Source organism: Mesorhizobium sp. P3_A9 (genome assembly GCF_056402975.1).
This window is the reverse complement of the sequence record NZ_JBFUGJ010000096.1, coordinates 1-18,884: the sequence shown is the minus strand read 5'-3', so window position 1 is coordinate 18,884 and position 18,884 is coordinate 1. Positions and strand designations below refer to the sequence as shown.

General features: G+C 63.8%; 18 protein-coding genes and 1 riboswitch. Of the genes, 14 read left to right on the top strand and 4 right to left on the bottom strand.

The window, feature by feature from the left end; all coding sequences use genetic code 11:
• Nucleotides 1-215: 215 nt before the first annotated feature.
• The 11 genes from AC1DX0_RS15570 (at nt 216) to AC1DX0_RS15520 (ending at nt 13,080) form a co-directional block, all read left to right on the top strand.
• Nucleotides 216-1,190: a sugar-binding transcriptional regulator gene (locus AC1DX0_RS15570; RefSeq protein ID WP_477221042.1), complete on the top strand. Its 975-nt coding sequence runs from the start codon at nt 216-218 to the stop codon at nt 1,188-1,190.
• A gap of 45 nt (nt 1,191-1,235) precedes the next feature.
• Nucleotides 1,236-2,681 (top strand): ABC transporter substrate-binding protein, encoded by a 1,446-nt coding sequence (locus AC1DX0_RS15565; RefSeq protein WP_477221043.1) that lies wholly within the window; start codon nt 1,236-1,238, stop codon nt 2,679-2,681.
• A gap of 159 nt (nt 2,682-2,840) precedes the next feature.
• On the top strand, nt 2,841-3,764 hold the full coding sequence (locus AC1DX0_RS15560; RefSeq protein WP_023777019.1) for a carbohydrate ABC transporter permease: 924 nt from the start codon (nt 2,841-2,843) through the stop codon (nt 3,762-3,764).
• 9 nt (nt 3,765-3,773) lie between these two features.
• Nucleotides 3,774-4,631: a carbohydrate ABC transporter permease gene (locus AC1DX0_RS15555; RefSeq protein ID WP_477221044.1), complete on the top strand. Its 858-nt coding sequence runs from the start codon at nt 3,774-3,776 to the stop codon at nt 4,629-4,631.
• Between the two features lie 2 nt (nt 4,632-4,633).
• Nucleotides 4,634-5,752 carry an ABC transporter ATP-binding protein gene (locus tag AC1DX0_RS15550; RefSeq protein WP_477355953.1) on the top strand — a complete coding sequence of 373 codons (1,119 nt, stop codon included), beginning with the start codon at nt 4,634-4,636 and terminating at the stop codon, nt 5,750-5,752.
• Nucleotides 5,749-6,873, top strand: coding sequence for an ABC transporter ATP-binding protein (locus AC1DX0_RS15545; protein WP_477221046.1), 1,125 nt, complete (start codon nt 5,749-5,751; stop codon nt 6,871-6,873). The genes AC1DX0_RS15550 and AC1DX0_RS15545 overlap by 4 nt, the downstream gene beginning before the upstream one ends.
• Complete coding sequence (locus tag AC1DX0_RS15540) at nt 6,873-8,426, top strand: FGGY family carbohydrate kinase (RefSeq protein WP_477221047.1); 1,554 nt, start codon at nt 6,873-6,875, stop codon at nt 8,424-8,426. The genes AC1DX0_RS15545 and AC1DX0_RS15540 overlap by 1 nt, the downstream gene beginning before the upstream one ends.
• A 10-nt stretch (nt 8,427-8,436) precedes the next feature.
• Nucleotides 8,437-9,477, top strand: a complete 1,041-nt coding sequence (locus tag AC1DX0_RS15535) for a 2-hydroxyacid dehydrogenase (RefSeq protein ID WP_477355950.1) — start codon at nt 8,437-8,439, stop codon at nt 9,475-9,477.
• A 45-nt stretch (nt 9,478-9,522) separates the two neighbouring features.
• Nucleotides 9,523-11,040 carry a glycerol-3-phosphate dehydrogenase gene (locus AC1DX0_RS15530; RefSeq protein WP_477221049.1) on the top strand — a complete coding sequence of 506 codons (1,518 nt, stop codon included), beginning with the start codon at nt 9,523-9,525 and terminating at the stop codon, nt 11,038-11,040.
• Entirely contained in the window at nt 11,040-12,098 is a 1,059-nt protein-coding gene (locus AC1DX0_RS15525) for a class II aldolase/adducin family protein (protein WP_477221050.1), read from the top strand. Before AC1DX0_RS15530 ends, AC1DX0_RS15525 begins: the two co-directional genes overlap by 1 nt.
• A gap of 43 nt (nt 12,099-12,141) precedes the next feature.
• On the top strand, nt 12,142-13,080 hold the full coding sequence (locus tag AC1DX0_RS15520; protein WP_477221051.1) for a sugar phosphate isomerase/epimerase family protein: 939 nt from the start codon (nt 12,142-12,144) through the stop codon (nt 13,078-13,080).
• A 65-nt stretch (nt 13,081-13,145) separates the two neighbouring features.
• Here AC1DX0_RS15520 and fba read toward each other — a convergent pair whose 3' ends face one another.
• The gene (gene fba, locus AC1DX0_RS15515; protein ID WP_010914722.1) at nt 13,146-14,210 is read right to left on the bottom strand and encodes a class II fructose-bisphosphate aldolase; all 1,065 of its coding nucleotides are present in this window, start codon (nt 14,208-14,210) and stop codon (nt 13,146-13,148) included.
• A gap of 274 nt (nt 14,211-14,484) precedes the next feature.
• On the opposite strand from fba, the gene AC1DX0_RS15510 reads away from it, so the two are divergent.
• The 3 genes from AC1DX0_RS15510 to derI are packed head-to-tail and all read left to right on the top strand — an operon-like array spanning nt 14,485 to nt 16,503.
• Complete coding sequence (locus tag AC1DX0_RS15510; RefSeq protein ID WP_477221052.1) at nt 14,485-15,249, top strand: DeoR/GlpR family DNA-binding transcription regulator; 765 nt, start codon at nt 14,485-14,487, stop codon at nt 15,247-15,249.
• 26 nt (nt 15,250-15,275) lie between these two features.
• A complete protein-coding gene (locus AC1DX0_RS15505; protein WP_477221053.1) occupies nt 15,276-16,034 on the top strand; it encodes a triose-phosphate isomerase in 759 nt (252 codons plus the stop codon).
• 28 nt (nt 16,035-16,062) lie between these two features.
• Entirely contained in the window at nt 16,063-16,503 is a 441-nt protein-coding gene (derI, locus tag AC1DX0_RS15500) for a D-erythrulose-4-phosphate isomerase (protein ID WP_477221054.1), read from the top strand.
• Here derI and dhaL read toward each other — a convergent pair.
• From dhaL to AC1DX0_RS15485, 3 genes are all read right to left on the bottom strand, one after another.
• Nucleotides 16,500-17,135 carry a dihydroxyacetone kinase subunit DhaL gene (dhaL, locus tag AC1DX0_RS15495; RefSeq protein WP_477221055.1) on the bottom strand — a complete coding sequence of 212 codons (636 nt, stop codon included), beginning with the start codon at nt 17,133-17,135 and terminating at the stop codon, nt 16,500-16,502. The genes derI and dhaL overlap by 4 nt on opposite strands.
• A gap of 15 nt (nt 17,136-17,150) precedes the next feature.
• Nucleotides 17,151-18,164, bottom strand: coding sequence for a dihydroxyacetone kinase subunit DhaK (locus AC1DX0_RS15490; RefSeq protein ID WP_477221056.1), 1,014 nt, complete (start codon nt 18,162-18,164; stop codon nt 17,151-17,153).
• A gap of 62 nt (nt 18,165-18,226) precedes the next feature.
• Nucleotides 18,227-18,700: a 6,7-dimethyl-8-ribityllumazine synthase gene (locus AC1DX0_RS15485; protein ID WP_477221057.1), complete on the bottom strand. Its 474-nt coding sequence runs from the start codon at nt 18,698-18,700 to the stop codon at nt 18,227-18,229.
• A 77-nt stretch (nt 18,701-18,777) separates the two neighbouring features.
• Nucleotides 18,778-18,884, bottom strand: a riboswitch (FMN riboswitch). This riboswitch is flagged as partial in the annotation.

Here is an 18,884-nt window from a genome sequence, read left to right as displayed (position 1 = left end):
CATCAAAAGCGGCAATCCAAAAGCAAGTTCGAAAGCCCGCAGTGCTGAAACGCACGCCGGAGGGCTTGCTCGTATCCCACTCAATGACATCGCCAGACGAACGGCCGAAGCCTGCTTCGGCCGTCATGTCGTGATTTGCACCAATCGATCGCTTGACTCTGATCTCGCCTTGTGAAAAATTTTGCAGCAACTGATAAAAATATCATAGGGTGGAAATGGTAGGGTTCGGCAACGGTCTCCTGCGCGACGATGAAACCAGCATGGCAACACGTGCCGCGTGGCTTCACTATGCCGGCGGCCTGACCCAGTCCGAGGTCGCCAAGCGGCTGGGACTGACCAGCCTCAAGGCCCATCGCCTCATCACCAAGGCCAACCAGGAAGGGCTGGTGAAGGTCTATATCGACGGCGAAGTGTCGGAATGCGTCGAGCTTGAAGACGAATTGTCCCGCCGCTACGGCCTCGACTATTGCGAGGTGGTTCCGGACTTCGATTCCGAGGATCTGCCGCTCAAGGCGCTCGGCATTGCCGGCGCGCAGTTTCTGAAGCGCGAGATCGAGCGCGGCGAGGAGGCGCTGATCGGTGTCGGTCATGGCCGCACACTCGCGGCTTGCGTGGAATATCTGCCGCGCACCTCGACCGACAAGATCCGCTTCGTCTCCCTGCTTGGCGGCCTGACGCGCAAATTCTCGGCCAACCCGCACGATGTCATTCATCGCCTGGCCGAACGCACCGGCGCCGAGGCCTATGTCATGCCGGTGCCGATGTTCGCCAACACGGCGGAGGACCGGACAGTCCTGCTCGGGCAGAAGGGCATCAGCGAGGTCTTCGATCTCGCCAAATCCGCAGATCTGTTGTTCGCCGGTATCGGCACCGCGGAACGCGAGGCGTCGCTGGTTGCCACCGGCATGATCGAAAAGGGCGAGATGGAGGAGATCCGCCGCAATGGCGGCGTCGGCGAATTGCTCGGCCATTTCTTCGACGAGGCCGGCAAGGCGGTGGCGACGACCGTTTCCAACCGGGCGCTGGCGCTGACGCGTGAGGACATTGCCAGCCGCCGCATCGTCGCCGTCGCCGGCGGCAAGATCAAGGTTCGCGCCATCAAGTCGGTGCTGGAGGGCCGCTATCTCAAGGGCCTGATAACAGACGAGCGGACGGCGCGATCGCTCGTGGGAGAGACGCCGGTCGGGTAGCCGGCAACCATTTAGTTGAAACTACCCTGTGGAGGAGAAGACGAAATGCATGAGAAAGAGAAAGACCTCATTGACGCCTTCCTGCGCGGACAGGTCGACCGTCGTGGACTGATCAAGGGCCTGGGTGCGATGGGCCTTGCCGCCGGCACCGCCGGTACACTGCTCAATCTCGGGCAGACCCGGGCGCTGGCCGCGGATTTCGACTGGCAGGCGCACAAGGGCAAGACCATCAAGCTGCTGCTCAACAAGCATCCCTATGCCGATGCGATGATCGCCGATCTCGAGAACTTCAAGAAACTGACCGGCATGGAAGTCGTCTACGACGTATTCCCTGAAGACGTCTATTTCGACAAGGTCACGGCAGCACTTTCGGCAAGCTCGCCTGAATACGACGCCTTCATGACCGGCGCCTACATGACCTGGACCTACGGCCCGGCCGGCTGGATCACCGACCTCAACGAATGGATCAAGGATCCGGCCAAGACCAACCCGAAATACGCCTGGGACGACATCCTGCCGGGCGTGAAATCGTCCTGTGCCTGGAACGGCAAGCCGGGCGGGGCGCTGGGTTCGGAAGACGCCAAGCAGTGGTGCATTCCGTGGGCTTTCGAGCAGAACAACATCACCTACAACAAGGGCATGTTCGACAAGGCCGGCGTCGGCGTTCCCGGCAACATGGACGAGATGATCGCCACGGCGGCCAAGCTGCAGAAGGACATTGGCGGCGGCGTTTACGGCATCGGCGTCCGCGGTTCGCGCTCCTGGGCGACGATCCATCCGGGCTTCCTGTCGGCCTATGCAAACTTCAATGAGAAGGACCTGACTGTCTCCGCCGACGGCAAGCTGGCGGCGGCGATGAACACGGCCGGCTCCAAGGCGTTCCACGCCAAATGGGTGCAGATGATCCAGGAGAGCGGCCCCAAGGACTGGTCGACCTACACCTGGTATCAGGTCGGCACCGATCTTGGCGCCGGCGCCTCGGCGATGATCTTCGACGCCGACTGCCTCGGCTACTTCATGAATGGCGGCGACAACAAGATGGCCGGCAAGCTTGCCTATGCCGCCTTCACCGCCAACCCTGAGGCCAAGGCCTCGACGCCCAACATCTGGATCTGGTCGCTGGCGATGTCCAACTTCTCGAAGGACAAGGATGCGACCTGGTACTTCCTGCAATGGGCTTCGGGTCCCGAACACGGCCTGTTCGGCGCCACGAAGATGGATTTCGTCGATCCTGTCCGCCAGTCGGTCTGGAAGGATGAGATGTTCCGCGAGAAGCTGAACAAGAGCTATCCGGGCTATGTCGAGATGTTCGACGCCTCGGCGGCCGGCGCCTCGATCAAGTTCACGGCGCAGCCGCTGTTCTTCGACCTCACCACCGAATGGGCGGCGACGCTGCAGAAGATGGTGGCCAAGGAAGTGCCGGTCGACGAAGGCCTCGACAAGCTCGCCGAAAGCATCAACGGCCAGCTCAAGGAAGCCGGTCTCGGTTGAGTCGAAACGAGGGCCGGCCTGCCTGGCGGACCGGCCCTCATTACACCTTTTGACGTTTGCGATGCGGTGCCGGAAGGTGGCCGCTATTTCGCCCGACCGGTCGCCTTGCTCCCTTAGGCGGCCGGCAGGGCGAAGCGACAGCAACAACGGAGCAGCTCGATGACTGCGGTGGTATCGCAAAGGCCCAAGCCATCCGGCTTCAGGATCAGCAAGAGGGTGCTGCCCTATGTGCTCAGCCTGCCGGCCTTGCTCGTCTGCATCGGCATCCTGATCCCGTTCCTGACCTCGGTCGTCTATTCCTTCCAGCGCTACCGGCTGAGCCAGCCCTGGGCGCGGCAGTTCAACTGGGGCGACAACTATATCTCGTTCTTCACCGACCCGAAATTCTGGAACACGCTCAAGGTGTCGCTGCTCTATGCCGGCACCACCGTCGTGCTGGAACTGCTTCTCGGCCTCGCCATCGCCTTGCTGCTGCAGAAGCGCTCGACGCTGAACAATTTCATCTCGATCATGCTGTTGATGCCGCTGATGACGGCGCCGGCGCTCGCGGCATTGATGTGGAAGCTGATGACAAATCCCGGCTTCGGTGTGCTGAGCTATCTCGCCAGCCTGATCGGGCTGCAGGATTTCCGCTGGGCCTCGTCGCCGTCAACAGCGCTGTTCACCGTCGTGCTCGTCGACATCTGGGTCTACACCCCCTTCATCATGATCCTGCTGCTCGCCGGCCTGCGCAGCCTGCCGACGCAGCCCTTTGAGGCAGCGGCGCTTGATGGCGTGCCGCGCAGCTTCGTCTTCTTCCGCATCACCCTGCCGATGCTGACGCCTTACATCCTGACCGCGACGCTGTTTCGCTTGCTCGATTCCATCCAGCAGTTCGACATCATCTATGCGATGACCCAAGGCGGGCCGGGCGACACGCTGACCGTGTTCCAGGTCGAGGCCTATCTCAACTTCTTCCAGTCGACCAATGTCGGGCGTTCGGCGGCGCTGATGATCATCCTGTGGGCGATCACCTATTTCCTCTCCAACATCTTTATCAAGAACTGGCTGCGGCTGCGCGAACGCGCCCGTGGTCAGGCATAGGAGGCCGGGATGGAACACACATCCTTGCTCGAACGCACCCTGCGCGGCGCAGCCCTGACGCTGGTAGTGATCTTCTTCATGTTTCCGATCGTCTGGATCTTTATGATGTCGTTCCAGACCAACGAGACCATCCTGCGCATTCCGCCGCAGCTGATCTTCGAGCCGACGCTCGCCAACTACACGGCGTTGATCACCGGCAAGCTGATCACCGCCGCCGGCACGCTCGACATCGCCTTCATGCGCAACCTGTGGAATTCAGTGTTCCTGTCGGTGACCTCGGTCGCGGTCGCGTTGCTGCTCGGCGTTCCGGCGGCCTATGCCTTCGCGCGGCACAAGTTCCGCGGCTCGGAGGACATCGCCTTTACGCTGCTGTCGTTCAAGTTCGCGCCGGCACTGCTGGTACTGTTGCCGCTTACCCTCTATTTTCAGAAGCTCGGGCTGGCCAACACCTATATCGGGCTGATCTGGGTCTACCAGCTGATCTGCCTGCCGCTGATCCTGTGGATCGTGCGCGGCTATTTCGAGGATATTCCGGCCGATATCGAATATGCATACCGCATCGGCGGCCATTCCTGGTTCGCTACTTTCCGCAAGATCGCGCTGCCGCTCGCCGGTCCCGGCATCGCCGCCGCCGGCCTGCTCGCCTTCATCTTCGCCTGGAACAATTTCGTCTTCGCGCTGGTGCTGGCCTCGGCCGACAAGCAGCCGGTGACGGTCGGCGCGCTCGCCTTCATCACTTCCTCGGGCATCCAGTACGGCCAGATTTCGGCGGCCATCGTGCTTTCGATCACGCCGACGCTGGCGCTCGCCCTCTATGCACAGCGCTATCTGGTCGAAGGCCTCTCGCTTGGCGCGGTGAAAGGATAGACATGGCCAGCCTCGAACTCAGAAACATCGTCAAGCGCTACAAGAGCCAGACTGTCCTCGACAATCTGTCGTTGACAGTGGCCGATGGCGAAACCCTTGTGCTGTTCGGTCCGTCCGGCGCCGGCAAGACGGTGCTGCTGCGGCTCGTTGCCGGCGTCATCGATCCGGATGAGGGCAAGATCTTCATCGGCGGCGACGACATGACCGATGTCGATGCGGAGTTCCGCGGCATCGGGATGGCGTTCCAGAATTTCGCGCTGTTTCCGCATATGACCGCCTTCGACAACATAGCGACGCCGCTGGAGGCCAAGCGTTCCTCGCAGGGCGCGGTCAAGGCCGGCGTCGAGAGCGTCGCAAAACTGTTGAAGATCGCCCATGTGCTCTCGCACAAGCCGCGCGCGCTCTCCAATGGCCAGAAGCAGCGCACCGCGCTTGCCCGCGCTCTCGTCGGCTCGCCACCGCTTCTGCTGCTCGACGACCCCTTGCGCAATGTCGACGCCAAGCTGCGCTTCGAGATGCGGCTCGAAYTGCCGCGACTGCTCGCCGATCGCGGCGCCACCGTCGTCTACGTCACCCAGGACTACAAGGAAGCCATGGCGCTCGGCGACCGCATCGCTGTCATGTCGCAAGGCGTCATCAGGCAACTCGGCACGCCCGAGCAGATCTATCGCGAGCCGGCCAATATCGAGATCGCGCGGCTGTTCGGCGACCCGACCATCAACCTGCTCGACGTCAAGCCGGCGCGGGATAGCAGGGGCATCTATGTCGGCCTGTCCAATGTCCAGGTCCATCTCGCCGGCGCCTACGATACGGCGGTCGGCCGCGATTGCGTGATCGGCTTGCGGCCTGAAGCGTTGAGCTTCGTCGAGGAGGACATCCCGGGTGCGATTCCGGTGACGGTCKAGGCCGAGACGCCGCTCAACGAAAAGATCGTCACGCTGGTGCGCACCGTGCGCGGCCGTGAGATCCTGGTTTCGCGCCCGGCAGGAACGCCGGGCCGCAGTGAAGGCAAGGCCCATATCGCCGTCGACGGCAAGAGCGCCTTGCTGTTCGATCACGCCAGCGGCGACCGCATCGGTTCGAAGAACGTCGTCGCCTTGCGCAATGGAGAAGCGGCATGAGCCAGAGCGCACTCACCATTTCCGGTGTCGACAAGTTTTACGGTCCGATCGACCGCGGTGTCCACGCCGTCAAGAACCTGACCATGGAAATCGCCAAGGGCGAGATCGTGGCGCTGCTTGGCTCTTCCGGCTGTGGCAAGACCTCGACATTGCGCATGATCGCCGGTTTCGAGGACGTGTCGCGCGGGACCATCTCGGTCGCTGGCCGCAAGGTGCACACTCTGGCGCCGGTCAAGCGCAATGTGGCGATGGCCTTCGAAGGCTACTCGCTCTACCCGCCGCTCACCGTGCGCGAGAACATGGCCTTCGCGCTCAAGGCGGCGAGGCTGCCGAAGGCCGAGGTCGACGCCAAGGTCGCCAGCATCGCCAAGCTGCTCGAGATCGAGGACATATTGGAGCGCTACCCCAGCTCCATCTCCGGCGGTCAGCAGCAGCGCGCCAGCCTTGGCCGGGCGCTGATCCGCGAGGCCGACCTGCATCTCCTCGACGAGCCTATGGGGCAGCTCGAACCGCAACTGCGCGCCGTGCTGCGCGGCCGCATCAAGCACTTCATCAAGGAGCGCGGCCTGACCGCGATCCTGGTCACCCACGACCAGACCGAGGCCAATGCGCTTGCCGACCGCATCGCGGTGATGGAAGGCGGCGTGCTGCAGCAGTTCGACACACCGGACCGGATCAAGGAGCGCCCGGCGAACCTGTTCACCGGCACCTTCGTCGGCGAGCCGCCGATGAACGTCTTCGAGGCCTATGTCGCAACAGCCGCCGGACGTATCAACCTCAGGCTGCCCGATGGCCTGTCGCTCGACTACGACAAGGATGCATTCAGCGCTCCGGTCCGCGACCAACTGCTCAGCCGCGAGCGGGTCGTGATCGGCATCAGGCCCTACGCGGTCCGGCGCTCGAAGGAGGGCGTTCCGGCCAGGGTTTCGGCCAACCAATGGCTCGGCGACCAGACCCATATCGCCGCTGACTTCGCAGGTGGCTCGTTGGTCCTGGTCGAACATGACCGCACGCGTCTCGATTTGGGTGCGCCGATCAATGTCAGCATCGACCCGAAGAACCTGCACGTCTTCGACCAGGCGAGCGGCGAGGCGATTTCGCACGGCATGGAGCTTGCCTGATGCGTGACATCCTGATTGGCATCGACGCCGGCACCTCCGTCATCAAATCCATCGCCTTCGACATTACAGGCCGGCAGATTGCCGCCGCAGCACTGCCGAACCACTATGAAACGCTGCCGGGCGGCGGCGCCGAACAGGATTTGGCGCGGACATGGAGCGATGCCGCCACAACCCTTCGCCAGCTCGCCGACAAGGTGCCCAATCTCGCCAACCGGACCGTCGCCATCGCGGTCACCGGGCAAGGCGACGGGACCTGGCTGATCGACGACAAGGGCGAGCCGGTGGCGAAGGGCTGGCTCTGGCTCGACGCGCGCGCCGCCGCCGTCGTGGAAGAAATCCGCGCGCGGCCCGAGGATCGGCTCCGCTTCGAGAAAACCGGTAGCGGGCTCGCCGCCTGCCAGCAGGGTTCGCAATTCGTCTTCATGAAGCGCACCATGCCCGAAATGCTTGGCAAGGCGGCGACCGCGTTCCACTGCAAGGACTGGCTCTATTTCAGACTGACCGGCGAACGCGCCACCGATCCGTCCGAGGGCACCTTCACTTTCGGCGATTTCCACACCCGCGACTATAGCGATGAGGTGCTGGACGTGCTTGGCGTCGCCGATCTCAGGCATCTGCTGCCGCCGATCGTTGACGGCACCAGGCACAGCACGGCGCTGTCGCAGGCCGCAGCCGATGCCACCGGCATGCTGGCCGGTACGCCAGTCGTGCTCGGCTATGTCGACGTCGTCTGCACCGCGCTCGGCGCCGGCCTGCTCGACCGCGAGCGCAAGCCCGGCTGCTCGATCATCGGCTCCACCGGCATGCATATGCGGTTGGCTGAGACCCCCGACGATGTGCAGTTGAACGACGCGGCGACGGGCTACACGATGGCGATGCCAGCGCCCGGCGTGTTCGCGCAGATGCAGTCGAACATGGCGGCGACGCTCAACATCGACTGGGTGCTTGGGCTGGCCTCCGGCATCCTCGCATCGCAAGGTATTACCCGCAGCAATGGCGAGATGATCGCGCTGGTCGATGCCTGGATCGCGGCCGCGCAGCCGGCCTCGCTGCTCTATCAGCCCTATGTGTCGGAGGCGGGTGAGCGGGGGCCGTTCGTCGATGCCAATGCGCGGGCAGGGTTCGTCGGCATTTCCTCGCGGCACGGCTATGCCGACCTCGTCCGCGCCGTCTTCGAAGGCTTGGCCTTCGCCGCGCGTGACTGTTACGCCGCCATGGGGCCGCTGCCGCGCGAAGTCCGCCTGACAGGTGGCGCCGCCAGAAGCCCGGCGCTGCGCAAGATCCTGGGTGCGGCGGTGGGCGCCGACATTCGCACCAGCGCGCGCGAGGAGGCGGGCGCGGCAGGCGCGGCAATGATTGCCGCGGTCTGCGTCGGCCTCTACCCGTCCATGGATGCGTGTGTCGGCGAATGGGTGACGCCGCTGCTTGGCGAGGCCGAGCCAAGCGACCGCAGCCTCGCCGCGATCTACGACAAGATGACCCCGTCCTACATGTTGGCGCATCAGGCGTTGCGGCCGGTCTGGCGCGCGATGGCTGCAGTGCAGGCAAATTGAGAAGTCGAGTATGCGTAAGACAATAGCGATCATTGGCGACAACTTCATGCTGCCGGAGGTGTTTCGCGCCAAAATCGAGAAGGTCGCGACTGGCGACCTCGACATCAGGACATTGCAGACGGCCTGGCCCGACGAACCGATGGAGTTCGGCAATCCAGCGCTCGGCCTCGACAAGGTCAAGGAGTATTTCGGCCACCCCGACGAGGTCGTCGACTTCATCGGCGATGCCGAGATCCTCGTCACCCAGCTGGCTCCGCTGTCGGAAGGCATGATGCGGCACCTGCCTGATCTCAAGCTGGTCGCGGTCTCGCGCGGCGGCCCGATCAACATCGACATGGCTGCCGCGAGAGCCCACGGCATCACCGTGGTCAATGTGCCCGGCCGCAACGCCACCGCTGTCGCCGAGTTCACCATCGGCGCCATCCTGGCCGAGACGCGGCTGATCCGGGTCGGCCACGAGGCCTTGCGCAAGGGCGAGTGGCGCGGCGATCTCTACCGCGCCGACCGCACCGGCCGCGAACTCAGCGAAATGACCGTCGGCGTCGTCGGCTACGGCAATATCGGCACCAAGGTGGTGCGCCTGCTGCGCGCCTTCGGCTGCCACGTCCTGGTCAGCGATCCCTATGTCCAACTGAKCGCCGAAGACCGCAACGCCGGTGTCGAACTTGTCGCGCTGGACGATCTGCTGTCCCGCTCCGATGTCGTCACGCTGCATTCGCGGGTGACCGAAGAGACGCGCGGCCTGATCGGCAAGGACACCATCGCGCGGATGAAGCCGGGTGTGATCTTCGTCAACACCGCACGCGGGCCGCTGGTCGACTATGACGCGCTCTACGAGGCGCTTATTTCAGGCCAGATTGCCAGCGCCATGCTGGAGACGTTCGCCGTCGAGCCGGTGCCATCGGACTGGCCGCTGCTGCAGCTTCCCAATGTGACGCTGACGCCGCATATCGCCGGCGCTTCGGTGCGCACCGTCACCTACGCCGCCGAACAGGCCGCCGAAGAGGTGCGCCGCTACCTCGCCGGCCTGCCTCCGGTCAATCCGTGCTGAGGCAGTGGCCATGACTTTTCACACCGGCATCGAGGCCACGGCGACATGAACGGCGGTCCTGAAATCGTCGACCTCTTCGTCATCGGCGGCGGCGTCAATGGCGCCGGCATTGCGCGCGACGCCGCCGGCCGCGGCCTTTCGGTTATCCTGTGCGAGAAGGACGATCTCGCCGAAGGCACCAGCTCCCGCTCGGGCAAGCTCGTCCATGGCGGTCTGCGCTATCTCGAATATTACGAATTCCGCCTGGTGCGCGAAGCGCTGATCGAGCGCGAGGTGCTGTTGGAATCAGCACCCCACATCATCTGGCCTATGCGCTTCGTGCTGCCGCACAGCCCCGACGATCGGCCGGCCTGGCTGGTGCGGCTCGGCCTGTTCCTCTACGACCATCTCGGCGGCCGCAAGCGGCTGCCAGCGACCCGCACGCTCAACCTTCGCACCGCGCCTGAAGGCGCGCCGATCAAGGATGCCTTCCGGCGCGGCTTCGAATATTCCGACTGCTGGGTCGACGATGCCCGCCTCGTCGTCATCAACGCGCTCGACGCCGCCGAGCGCGGCGCCAGGGTTTTCACCCGCACCGCCTGCACCGCCGCCCGCCGCGAGAACGGCCTGTGGGTCGTCGAGATGCAGGATGGCAGGACGGGCATCAGGACGGTGGTTCGGGCCCGCGCGCTGATCAATGCCGCCGGCCCCTGGGTCAACGACATCGTCAACCGTGTTGCCGGCCAGAACTCCAGGCGCAATGTGCGCCTGGTCAAGGGCAGCCATATCGTCGTGCCGAAATTCTGGGAGGGGCGGCAGGCCTATCTCATCCAGAACAGCGACAAGCGCGTGATCTTCATCAACCCCTATCAGAACGACCTAGCTTTGATCGGCACCACGGACATTCCCTATGAGGGCCGGCCCGAGGACGTGGCGGCGGAGGAGAGCGAGATCGATTACCTGATCAAGGTGGTCAACCGCTACTTCAAGCGCGGCCTGGCGCGCAATGATGTCGTCTATTCGTTCTCCGGCGTCCGGCCGCTCTATGACGACAATGCCGACAACCCAAGTGCTGTGACCCGCGACTATATTTTCGAGCTCGACGCGCCGGATGCGCAGGCGCCGCTGCTTTCCGTCTTCGGCGGCAAGATCACTACCTTCCGCAAATTGGCCGAGCATGCGCTGGACAGGATCGCGCCGTTCTTTCCCAAAATGGGCAAGCCCTGGACAGCCAAGGCGCATCTGCCGGGCGGCGACATCGCCAATGCCGATTTCGAACAGTTTCTCGGCGATCTCGGACGCGAGTATCCGTGGATGCCCGCATCGCTGCTCAAGCATTACGGCCGGCTTTACGGCACCAGGACGCGGGCTTTGGTTGGCGCGGCCCGCTCGCTCGATGACCTCGGGCGCTGCTTCGGCAAGGATTTCTTCGAGCGCGAGGCCAACTATCTCTTCGACCGGGAATGGGCGGTGACATCGGCCGATATACTGGAGCGGCGCACCAAGCATGGCCTGCATCTGTCCGCCGAGGAGAGGGCGGCCTTCGAGCATTGGTCCGCAAACCGGCTGGCGAGGGCAGGCTGATGGCGCATTCGGGCGACAACCACTCCAGCGAATTCTGCATGCTGCGCTCCTTGTCGGCCAGCATCGGCGCCGACCCGCTGCTGGTCCAGGGCGCCGGCGGCAACACCTCCATCAAGCAGGCCGGCGTGCTGTGGATCAAAGCCTCGGGCACCTGGCTGAAGAATGCACGCGACGATGAGATCATGGTGCCGGTCGCGTTGGCGCCGTTGCTGGATGCCGTGGCGCAGCGCAACCCGATGGCGGAGACGGCCGGTCAGTTCACGCTGGCGGATCTCAACCCTCGCCAGTTGCGGCCCTCCATCGAGACGACCGTGCACGCGCTGCTGCCGCAGAAGATCGTCGTCCACGTCCATTGCGTCGAGACGATTTCGATTGCCGTCCAGGCCAATGCCGAAACCTTGCTGGAGGAGCGCCTGCGTGGGCTCGATTGGGCGTTCGTGCCGTATCGCCGGCCCGGCCTGCCGCTGGCGCAAGCGATCGCCGAGCGGCTGAAGGCCGCGACCAACGTGCTCGTGCTTGGCAATCACGGGTTGGTTGTCGCCGCCGACACGGTCGCCGAGGCAGCCTTGCTGCTGCAACGGGTGACCGGGCTGCTCGCGCGGCCGCCGCGACCGGCTTCGCCGCCCGATCTCGACGCGCTGCTGAGGCTCGCCGCCGGCAGCGACTACCGGCTGCCAGCCTCGGCCGCCGCGCATGCCGTCGCCACCGATCTTGCCAGTTGCCGCATCGCCGCCTCCGGCAGCCTCTACCCCGATCATGTCATCTTCCTCGGTGTCGGCTCGGTCATCGCCGGCCCCGGTGAAGACGCGGCGGCGGTCGTCGCTCGCGCCGGTAGCGCACCGACATCCATCCTCTTTCCCGGCAAGGGCGTGCTGATGCGTCGGGATGCCAATGCCGGCGCCGAAGCGATGGCGCGCTGCCTGGCCGACGTCGCCCAGCGCATAGATGGCGCGGCGCGCGTCAACTATCTCAGCCAGAAGGATAATGCCGAGCTGCTGAACTGGGACGCTGAAAAATACCGCCAGCAACTCAACCGCGAGGGGGCGACGCTGCAATGACGGCCATTACCACTCGCGCCAGCGCTGAGAAGGGGTAGCGGCCTTGGCTTTCACGCTCTCCCTCAACACCAATCCGCTGGTCAACCGTTTTGCCGATCCGGACGACCTGATCGATACCATTGCCTATGACATCGGCATAAGGGACGTGCAACTCACGCATGAATTCGTCAATCCGGGCTGGCCGGCGGCGACGATCGGCAAATTCGTCCGCCTGTTCCGCAATGCACTCGCCCGCACCGGCGTGCGCGTCACCTCCGGCATGACCGGTCCTTATGGCCGGCTCAATCATTTCGGCCACCCCGACGCCGATGTGCGCCGCTACTATGTCGACTGGTTCAAGACCTTCGCCGACATCTCGGCCGAGCTTGGCGCCAGCGGCATGGGCACGCAATTCGCCATATTCACCCACCGCGACTTTGACGACCCAGAGCGCCGCGCGCGGCTGTTCGACATCGCGCTGGACTGCTGGCGCGAGGTTGCCGGGCATGCCAAGGCGGCTGGCCTGACCTATTTGTTCTGGGAGCCGATGTCGGTCGGCCGCGAGTTCGGCCACACCATCGACAACTGCCAGCAGCTGCAAGGCGTGATCGACGCCGCCGGCATGGCCATTCCGCTGGAGATGATGGTCGACATCGACCATGGCGACGTCACCTCAAGCAATCCCGCCGACATCGACCCTTACGCCTGGGCCGAGGCCTTTCCCCGGAAATCGCCGATCATCCACATCAAGCAGTCGTCGATGAACAAGGGCGGCCATTGGCCGTTCACCGCGACCTACAACAGGGATGGCCGCATCACGCCGGAAAAGCTGCTGGAGACGGTGCGGCGCGGCGGCGGCACCGACAACGAGATCTGCCTCGAACTGTCGTTCCGCGAGCGCGAGCCGGTCGACCATCAGGTCGTCGCCATGATCCGCGAGTCGGTCGACTACTGGGCGCCGTTCATCGACGCCGGCCGGTCAGGTCTTTTGCCAAAGGCCTAATAGAAATCGGGCAGGAGCCGATACGGCTCCTGCCCGATGAAATTGCAGATTTCAATCGGCCGAACTCAGCCGAATTTCGGATCGAGGCTGCCCGACTTGTAGCGCTTGGCCATTTCCGAGACCGGCAGCGGCTTGATCTTCGGCGCGTTGCCGGCGGTGCCGAACTGCTCGAAGCGCTCCTTGCAGAGCTTGCGCATGGCCGCCATTGCCGGCGTCAGGTATTTGCGCGGATCGAACTCGCTGGGGTTCTCGGTCAGCACCTTGCGGATGGCGCCGGTCAGCGCCATGCGGTTGTCGGTGTCGATGTTGATCTTGCGCACGCCGTGCTTGATGCCGCGCTGGATCTCTTCCACCGGCACGCCCCAGGTCGGCTTCATCTGGCCGCCATACTTGTTGATGATCTCCTGCAGATCCTCAGGAACCGAGGACGAGCCRTGCATGACCAGATGCATGTTAGGCAGGCGGCGATGGATCTCCTCGATGACGTTCATCGCCAGCACCGCGCCATCGGGTTTGCGCGAGAATTTGTAGGCGCCGTGGCTGGTGCCCATGGCCACCGCCAGCGCATCGACATGCGTGTCCTTGACGAACTCCACCGCCTGTTCAGGATCGGTCAAGAGCTGGTCGTGGCTGATCGCGCCTTCGACGCCGTGGCCGTCTTCCTGCTCGCCGCCGCCGCTCTCCAGCGATCCCAGAACGCCGATCTCGCCTTCGACCGACACGCCGCCCCAATGCGCCATGTCGACGACGCGCTTCGTGATGCCGGAATTATAGGCGTAGTCGGCCGGCGACTTGCCGTCTTCCTTGAGCGAACCGTCCATCATCACCGAGGTGAAGCCGTACTGGATCGCGGTGACGCAGGTGGCTTCGTTGTTGCCATGGTCGAGATGCATGCAGACCGGGATGTCGGGGTGGATTTCGACCAGCGCATCGATCAGCTTGGCCAGCACCACGTCATTGGCATAGGCGCGCGCACCGCGGCTTGCCTGCAGGATGACGGGCGATTTGGTCTCTTCGGCCGCCTCCATGATGGCAAGGCCCTGTTCCATGTTGTTCATGTTGAAGGCCGGCACGCCGTAGCCGTATTCGGCGGCGTGATCGAGCAATTGTCTCAGTGTGATGCGAGCCAACGAATAGTCTCCCGTATCTGGTTTCAAACCTGGTGGTTGCGGACTGTCCGCGGATCGTCCAGTCCACCGATGCTTCTGGCCGGATTTCGGCGCAACCGCAACCGTGACAGACGGTCTCGGCCGCAATTCTTGTTACAGCGCCGCGATCAGGGCAAGTGGAATATCCCAAGAAATTATCCCATTATCACAAAATATTTGATACTTTTGCGACGATAGCTGTTATATCCTTAACTCAGATCAAGGAGCCACGCTTCGGCGTTGGCGGTCAGCGGCAATGAAAAGCGACATCAGGCGTCAAGGCATCATGGAGTTTCTGATGGACGCCGGTCAGGCCGGCGTCGACGACCTCGCTCTACGCTTTGGCGTCTCGAAGATGACGGTGCACCGCGACCTTGACGAACTCGAGGAAAACGGGTTCCTGCGCAAGGTGCGCGGCGGCGCCTCGATCCAGCCAAGCAGCCTGTTCGAAAGCGATTTCCGCTACCGGCAGAAGCAGGCGACCGAGGAAAAGCAGCGTCTGGCCGCAGCCGCCGTGGCCATGATCGAACCCGGCCAGACGGTGATCATCGACGACGGCTCGACGGCGGGCGGCATTGCGCGCCATCTCGCCGACCTGCGGCCGCTGACGGTGATCTCCAACAACCTGGCCGTCATCCAGGAGCTCGCCGGTGCCGGCGGCATCAACCTGATCGCGCTTGGCGGCCAATACAGCAAGAAATTCCACGGCTTCTTCGGCCTGCTCGCCGAGGACATGCTCAAATCGCTGCGCGCCGACGTCGCCTTCCTGTCCTCATCCGCCATCCATGGCGCCTCCGCCTTCCACCAGGACCAGGAGGTGGTGCAGGCCAAGCGGCTGATGATGGCGGCGGCAACCCGCAAATATCTGCTGGTCGATCACGGCAAGTTCGGCCGCACGGCGCTGCATTTTCTCACCGACCTCAAGGCATTCGACACGGTCTTCACTGGCCGTGAGCTCGAGCCGGGGTTGTATGAGGCGTTGGATGCCGCCGGTGTCTCGGTGGTCCTGGTCGGCAACTAAGTTCGGCAACTGAGTAAGGAGCACGCGTGGTGTATTGGGTCGGTACAAGCTGGAAGATGAACAAGACGCTGGCCGAGGCGCTGGATTTCGCGGAGCGCCTGGCCGGTTTCATTCCCGGTTTCGATGACCGCATCCAACCCTTCGTCATCCCGCCTTTCACGGCAGTGCGCGAGGTCAAGCAGGCGCTGTCGTCGACGCGYATCAAGGTCGGCGCCCAGAACATGCATTGGGCCGATGCCGGCGCCTGGACCGGCGAGATTTCACCTGTGATGCTGACCGACTGCGGGCTCGATCTGGTCGAACTCGGCCACAGCGAACGGCGCGAGCATTTCGGTGAGACCGATCGCGCCGTCGGCCTGAAGACGGCGGCAGCGGTGAAGCACGGATTGATACCGCTCATCTGCGTCGGCGAGACGCTGGCCGAGCGCGAAAGCGGGCAGGCCGATGCCGTGCTGACCGCTCAGGTCGAGGGCGCGCTGCAATTCCTGGAAGGTGAGGCGAAGGGCGCAAAAATCCTGTTCGCCTACGAGCCGGTCTGGGCGATCGGCGACAAGGGCATTCCGGCCAGTTCCGACTATGCTGACAAGCAACAGGCACTGATCAAAAAGGTGACTGGCGGCCTGCTGCCGTCCGTACCGCCGGTGCTCTATGGCGGCAGCGTCAATCCCGGCAATGCCGCCGAACTGGTCGGCCAGCCCAATATCGATGGCCTCTTCATCGGCCGCTCCGCCTGGCAGGCGGATGGCTACATCGACATCCTCGGCCGCGCCTCGGCGGCGATCTGAAATCATCCAAACACGAAAGGGAAAAACCATGAAAATAGCCATTGGAGCCGACAGCGCCGGCAAGCCGCTGCTCGACGTCATCGCCGCACACCTCGCGACCAAGCCGGGCCTCACCGTCAGCGACTTCAGCCAGGCCGGCTACTATGCCGACCTCTCGCAAAAACTCGCCCAGACCATCATCGACGGCGAGAACGAGCGCGGCATCCTGTTCTGCGGCACCGGCATCGGTGTCTCGATCTCGGCCAACAAGGTGCCGGGCATCCGCGCCGCGCTCACCCACGACACTTATTCGGCAGAGCGCGCGGCGAAATCCAACAATGCGCAGATCATCACCATGGGCGCCCGCGTCATCGGCCCGGAACTGGCCAAGGCGATCGTCGATACATGGCTCGCTTCGGAGTTCGATGAAAAAGGGCCGTCTGCCGGCAATGTCCAGGCGATCGACAGGCTCGACGCGGCGAAGGGCTAACCCAGGCTCTTCGTCATCGCTGCGATGACGGTGACGGCCGACGCCGCGCCCGGGTCCATGTGTCCGAGCGAGCGCTCGCCGAGCCGCGAGGAGCGGCCCTTGGAAGCGATCATGTCCTTGGTTGCTTCAGCACCAGACTGGGCGGCGGCAAGGGCCGCCTCGAGGCTCTGAGCCAGGGGCTTGCCGGCTATGGTGGCTGCTGCAGCGGCTTCGGCCGCCGGCTGCCAGGCATCGACCATCGTCTTTTCACCGGGTTCCGCCTTGCCGCGATCCTTGATGCCTTGCGCCATGGCCTGAAACAAAGCGATGAAATCCGCGTCCGCCAGCGTTGCCTTGCCCTTGACGGTGGAAGCCGCGCGCATGAAGGCCGTTGCGTAGAGCGGGCCTGACGAGGCGCCGACGGCATTCAGGAACGATTTCGCCGCGGTGTTGAGCAGCGCCGTCGGCTCGATCGCTGAAAGATCGATCGCGGCCAGCGCATCGCGCACGGCATTGAAGCCGAGTTCCATCGCAATGCCATGGTCGGCGTCGCCGATGACACCGTCGAGCTGGCAGAGCCGGTCCCTGTCGGCCTCGATCGCCACCGCGATCGTATCGAACATTCGTTTCAGGTCGGTGGCGTCGATGGTCACGGGAATGCTCTTTCGTCAGCCGGCACGGAACATCGCGCAGTCGCAGGGGTGGTCGAGCATGGTCTGCAATTCCTCGTCGACATGAAAAAGCGTCACCGAGGCGCCGGCCATTTCCAGCGACGTGCAGTAATTGCCGACCCAGGTCGCGTGGATGGAAACGCCGAGTGCGTCGAGCCTCTGCTTGACCCGGCGGTTCATGATGTAGAGCTCCATCAGCGGCGTCGAGCCGAGCGAGTTGACCAGCACCGCGACCTTGTCGCCGCGCTTCGGCGCCATCTCGGCGAAAATCTTGTCCAGCATCTCGTCGGTGATGGCGTCGGCGGTGCCGAGCTTGCCGCGCGCGATGCCGGGTTCGCCATGGATGCCCATGCCGATCTCCATCTCGTCCGCGCCGATCTCGAAATTCGGCCGCCTTGTCTGCGGCAGCGAGCAGGGCGCCAGCGCAACGCCCATGGTGAAGGTGCGGTCGTTGGCCTTGCGCGCGATGCGCTCCACCTCGTCCAGGGAGAGCATGAGGTCGCAAGCGGCACCGGCGGCCTTGAAGATGAAGAAATTGCCGGCGACGCCGCGGCGTTTCTGCCGCTGGTCGCGCGGTGCCGAGGCGACGTCGTCGGTGGTCAGCACCGTGCGCACCTCGATGTCGTCCATCGCTGCCAACTCGGCCGCCATGTCGAAATTCATCACGTCGCCGGCATAGTTGCCATACATGAACAGGACGCCCGCGCCGCCGCTCACCGCCTTGGCGCATTCCAGGATCGGATCGGGCGGTGGCGAGGCAAAGACGTTGCCGATCGCCGCCGCGTCCGCCAGCCCCTTGCCGACAAAGCCAAGAAAGGTCGGCTCATGGCCCGAGCCGCCGCCGATCACCAGCCCGACCTTGCCGGGTCGCGGCCCGTCACGGGCGATGATCGAGCGCGGGCTGCCGTCCGCGCTTTTGAGATGGCGAGGATGCGCGGCGAGAATCCCTTCGAGCATCTCGTCGACGGCGTGGTTGCCGTCATTGATGATCTTCTTGGTCTGCACCGGCATCCTCCCGACTTTTCGCAAATACTACCGGGTGTTATCGCGATTTCCACCCGGCCGGGATAATTTCATGCCGCGATCTTTTCCCGGGCAGTGAGAATTTCCACGCATGCCTTGGCAGCTTCCTTGCCCTTGACGGTGAAGTGCTCGAAGAAGAAGCGGTGGTGCTCGGCGCTGTCGTGATAATTATGCGGCGTCAGCACCGCCGAAAGCACCGGCACGCCGGTCGACAGCTGCACGTTCATCATGCCGTCGATGACGGCGCTGGCGACGAACTCATGCCGGTAGATGCCGCCATTGACGACGAACGCCGTGCCGAGGATCGCGCCATAGCGGCCGGTCTGGGCCAGCGTCTTGGCGTGCAGCGGGATTTCGTAGGCGCCGGGCACGTCGAAGACATCGATGGCGAAGCGACCGCCGCCGATGTCAGCCAGTTCCGCCTCGAAGGCGTGCACGCATTGGTCGACGATATCCGCATGCCAGCGCGCGCGAATGACGGCGATGCGAACAGTCTCATAGTCTTTGTGGGAATGCTGATTCATGGGTCCATCCTTCCGTTTCGAACCAGAATCAGGACGCACGATACGAAATCCGGCCCGCCAGGGCGGTCCGTTTTCCGTTTCGTTCTCTTTCATCCGGACTATACCGTCGGCTCCGGAATCACACCGGATCTGCTGACCTTTCCAATTTTGCCGGAAAGCGCTCGCGGGCTTGGATCGAGATCCT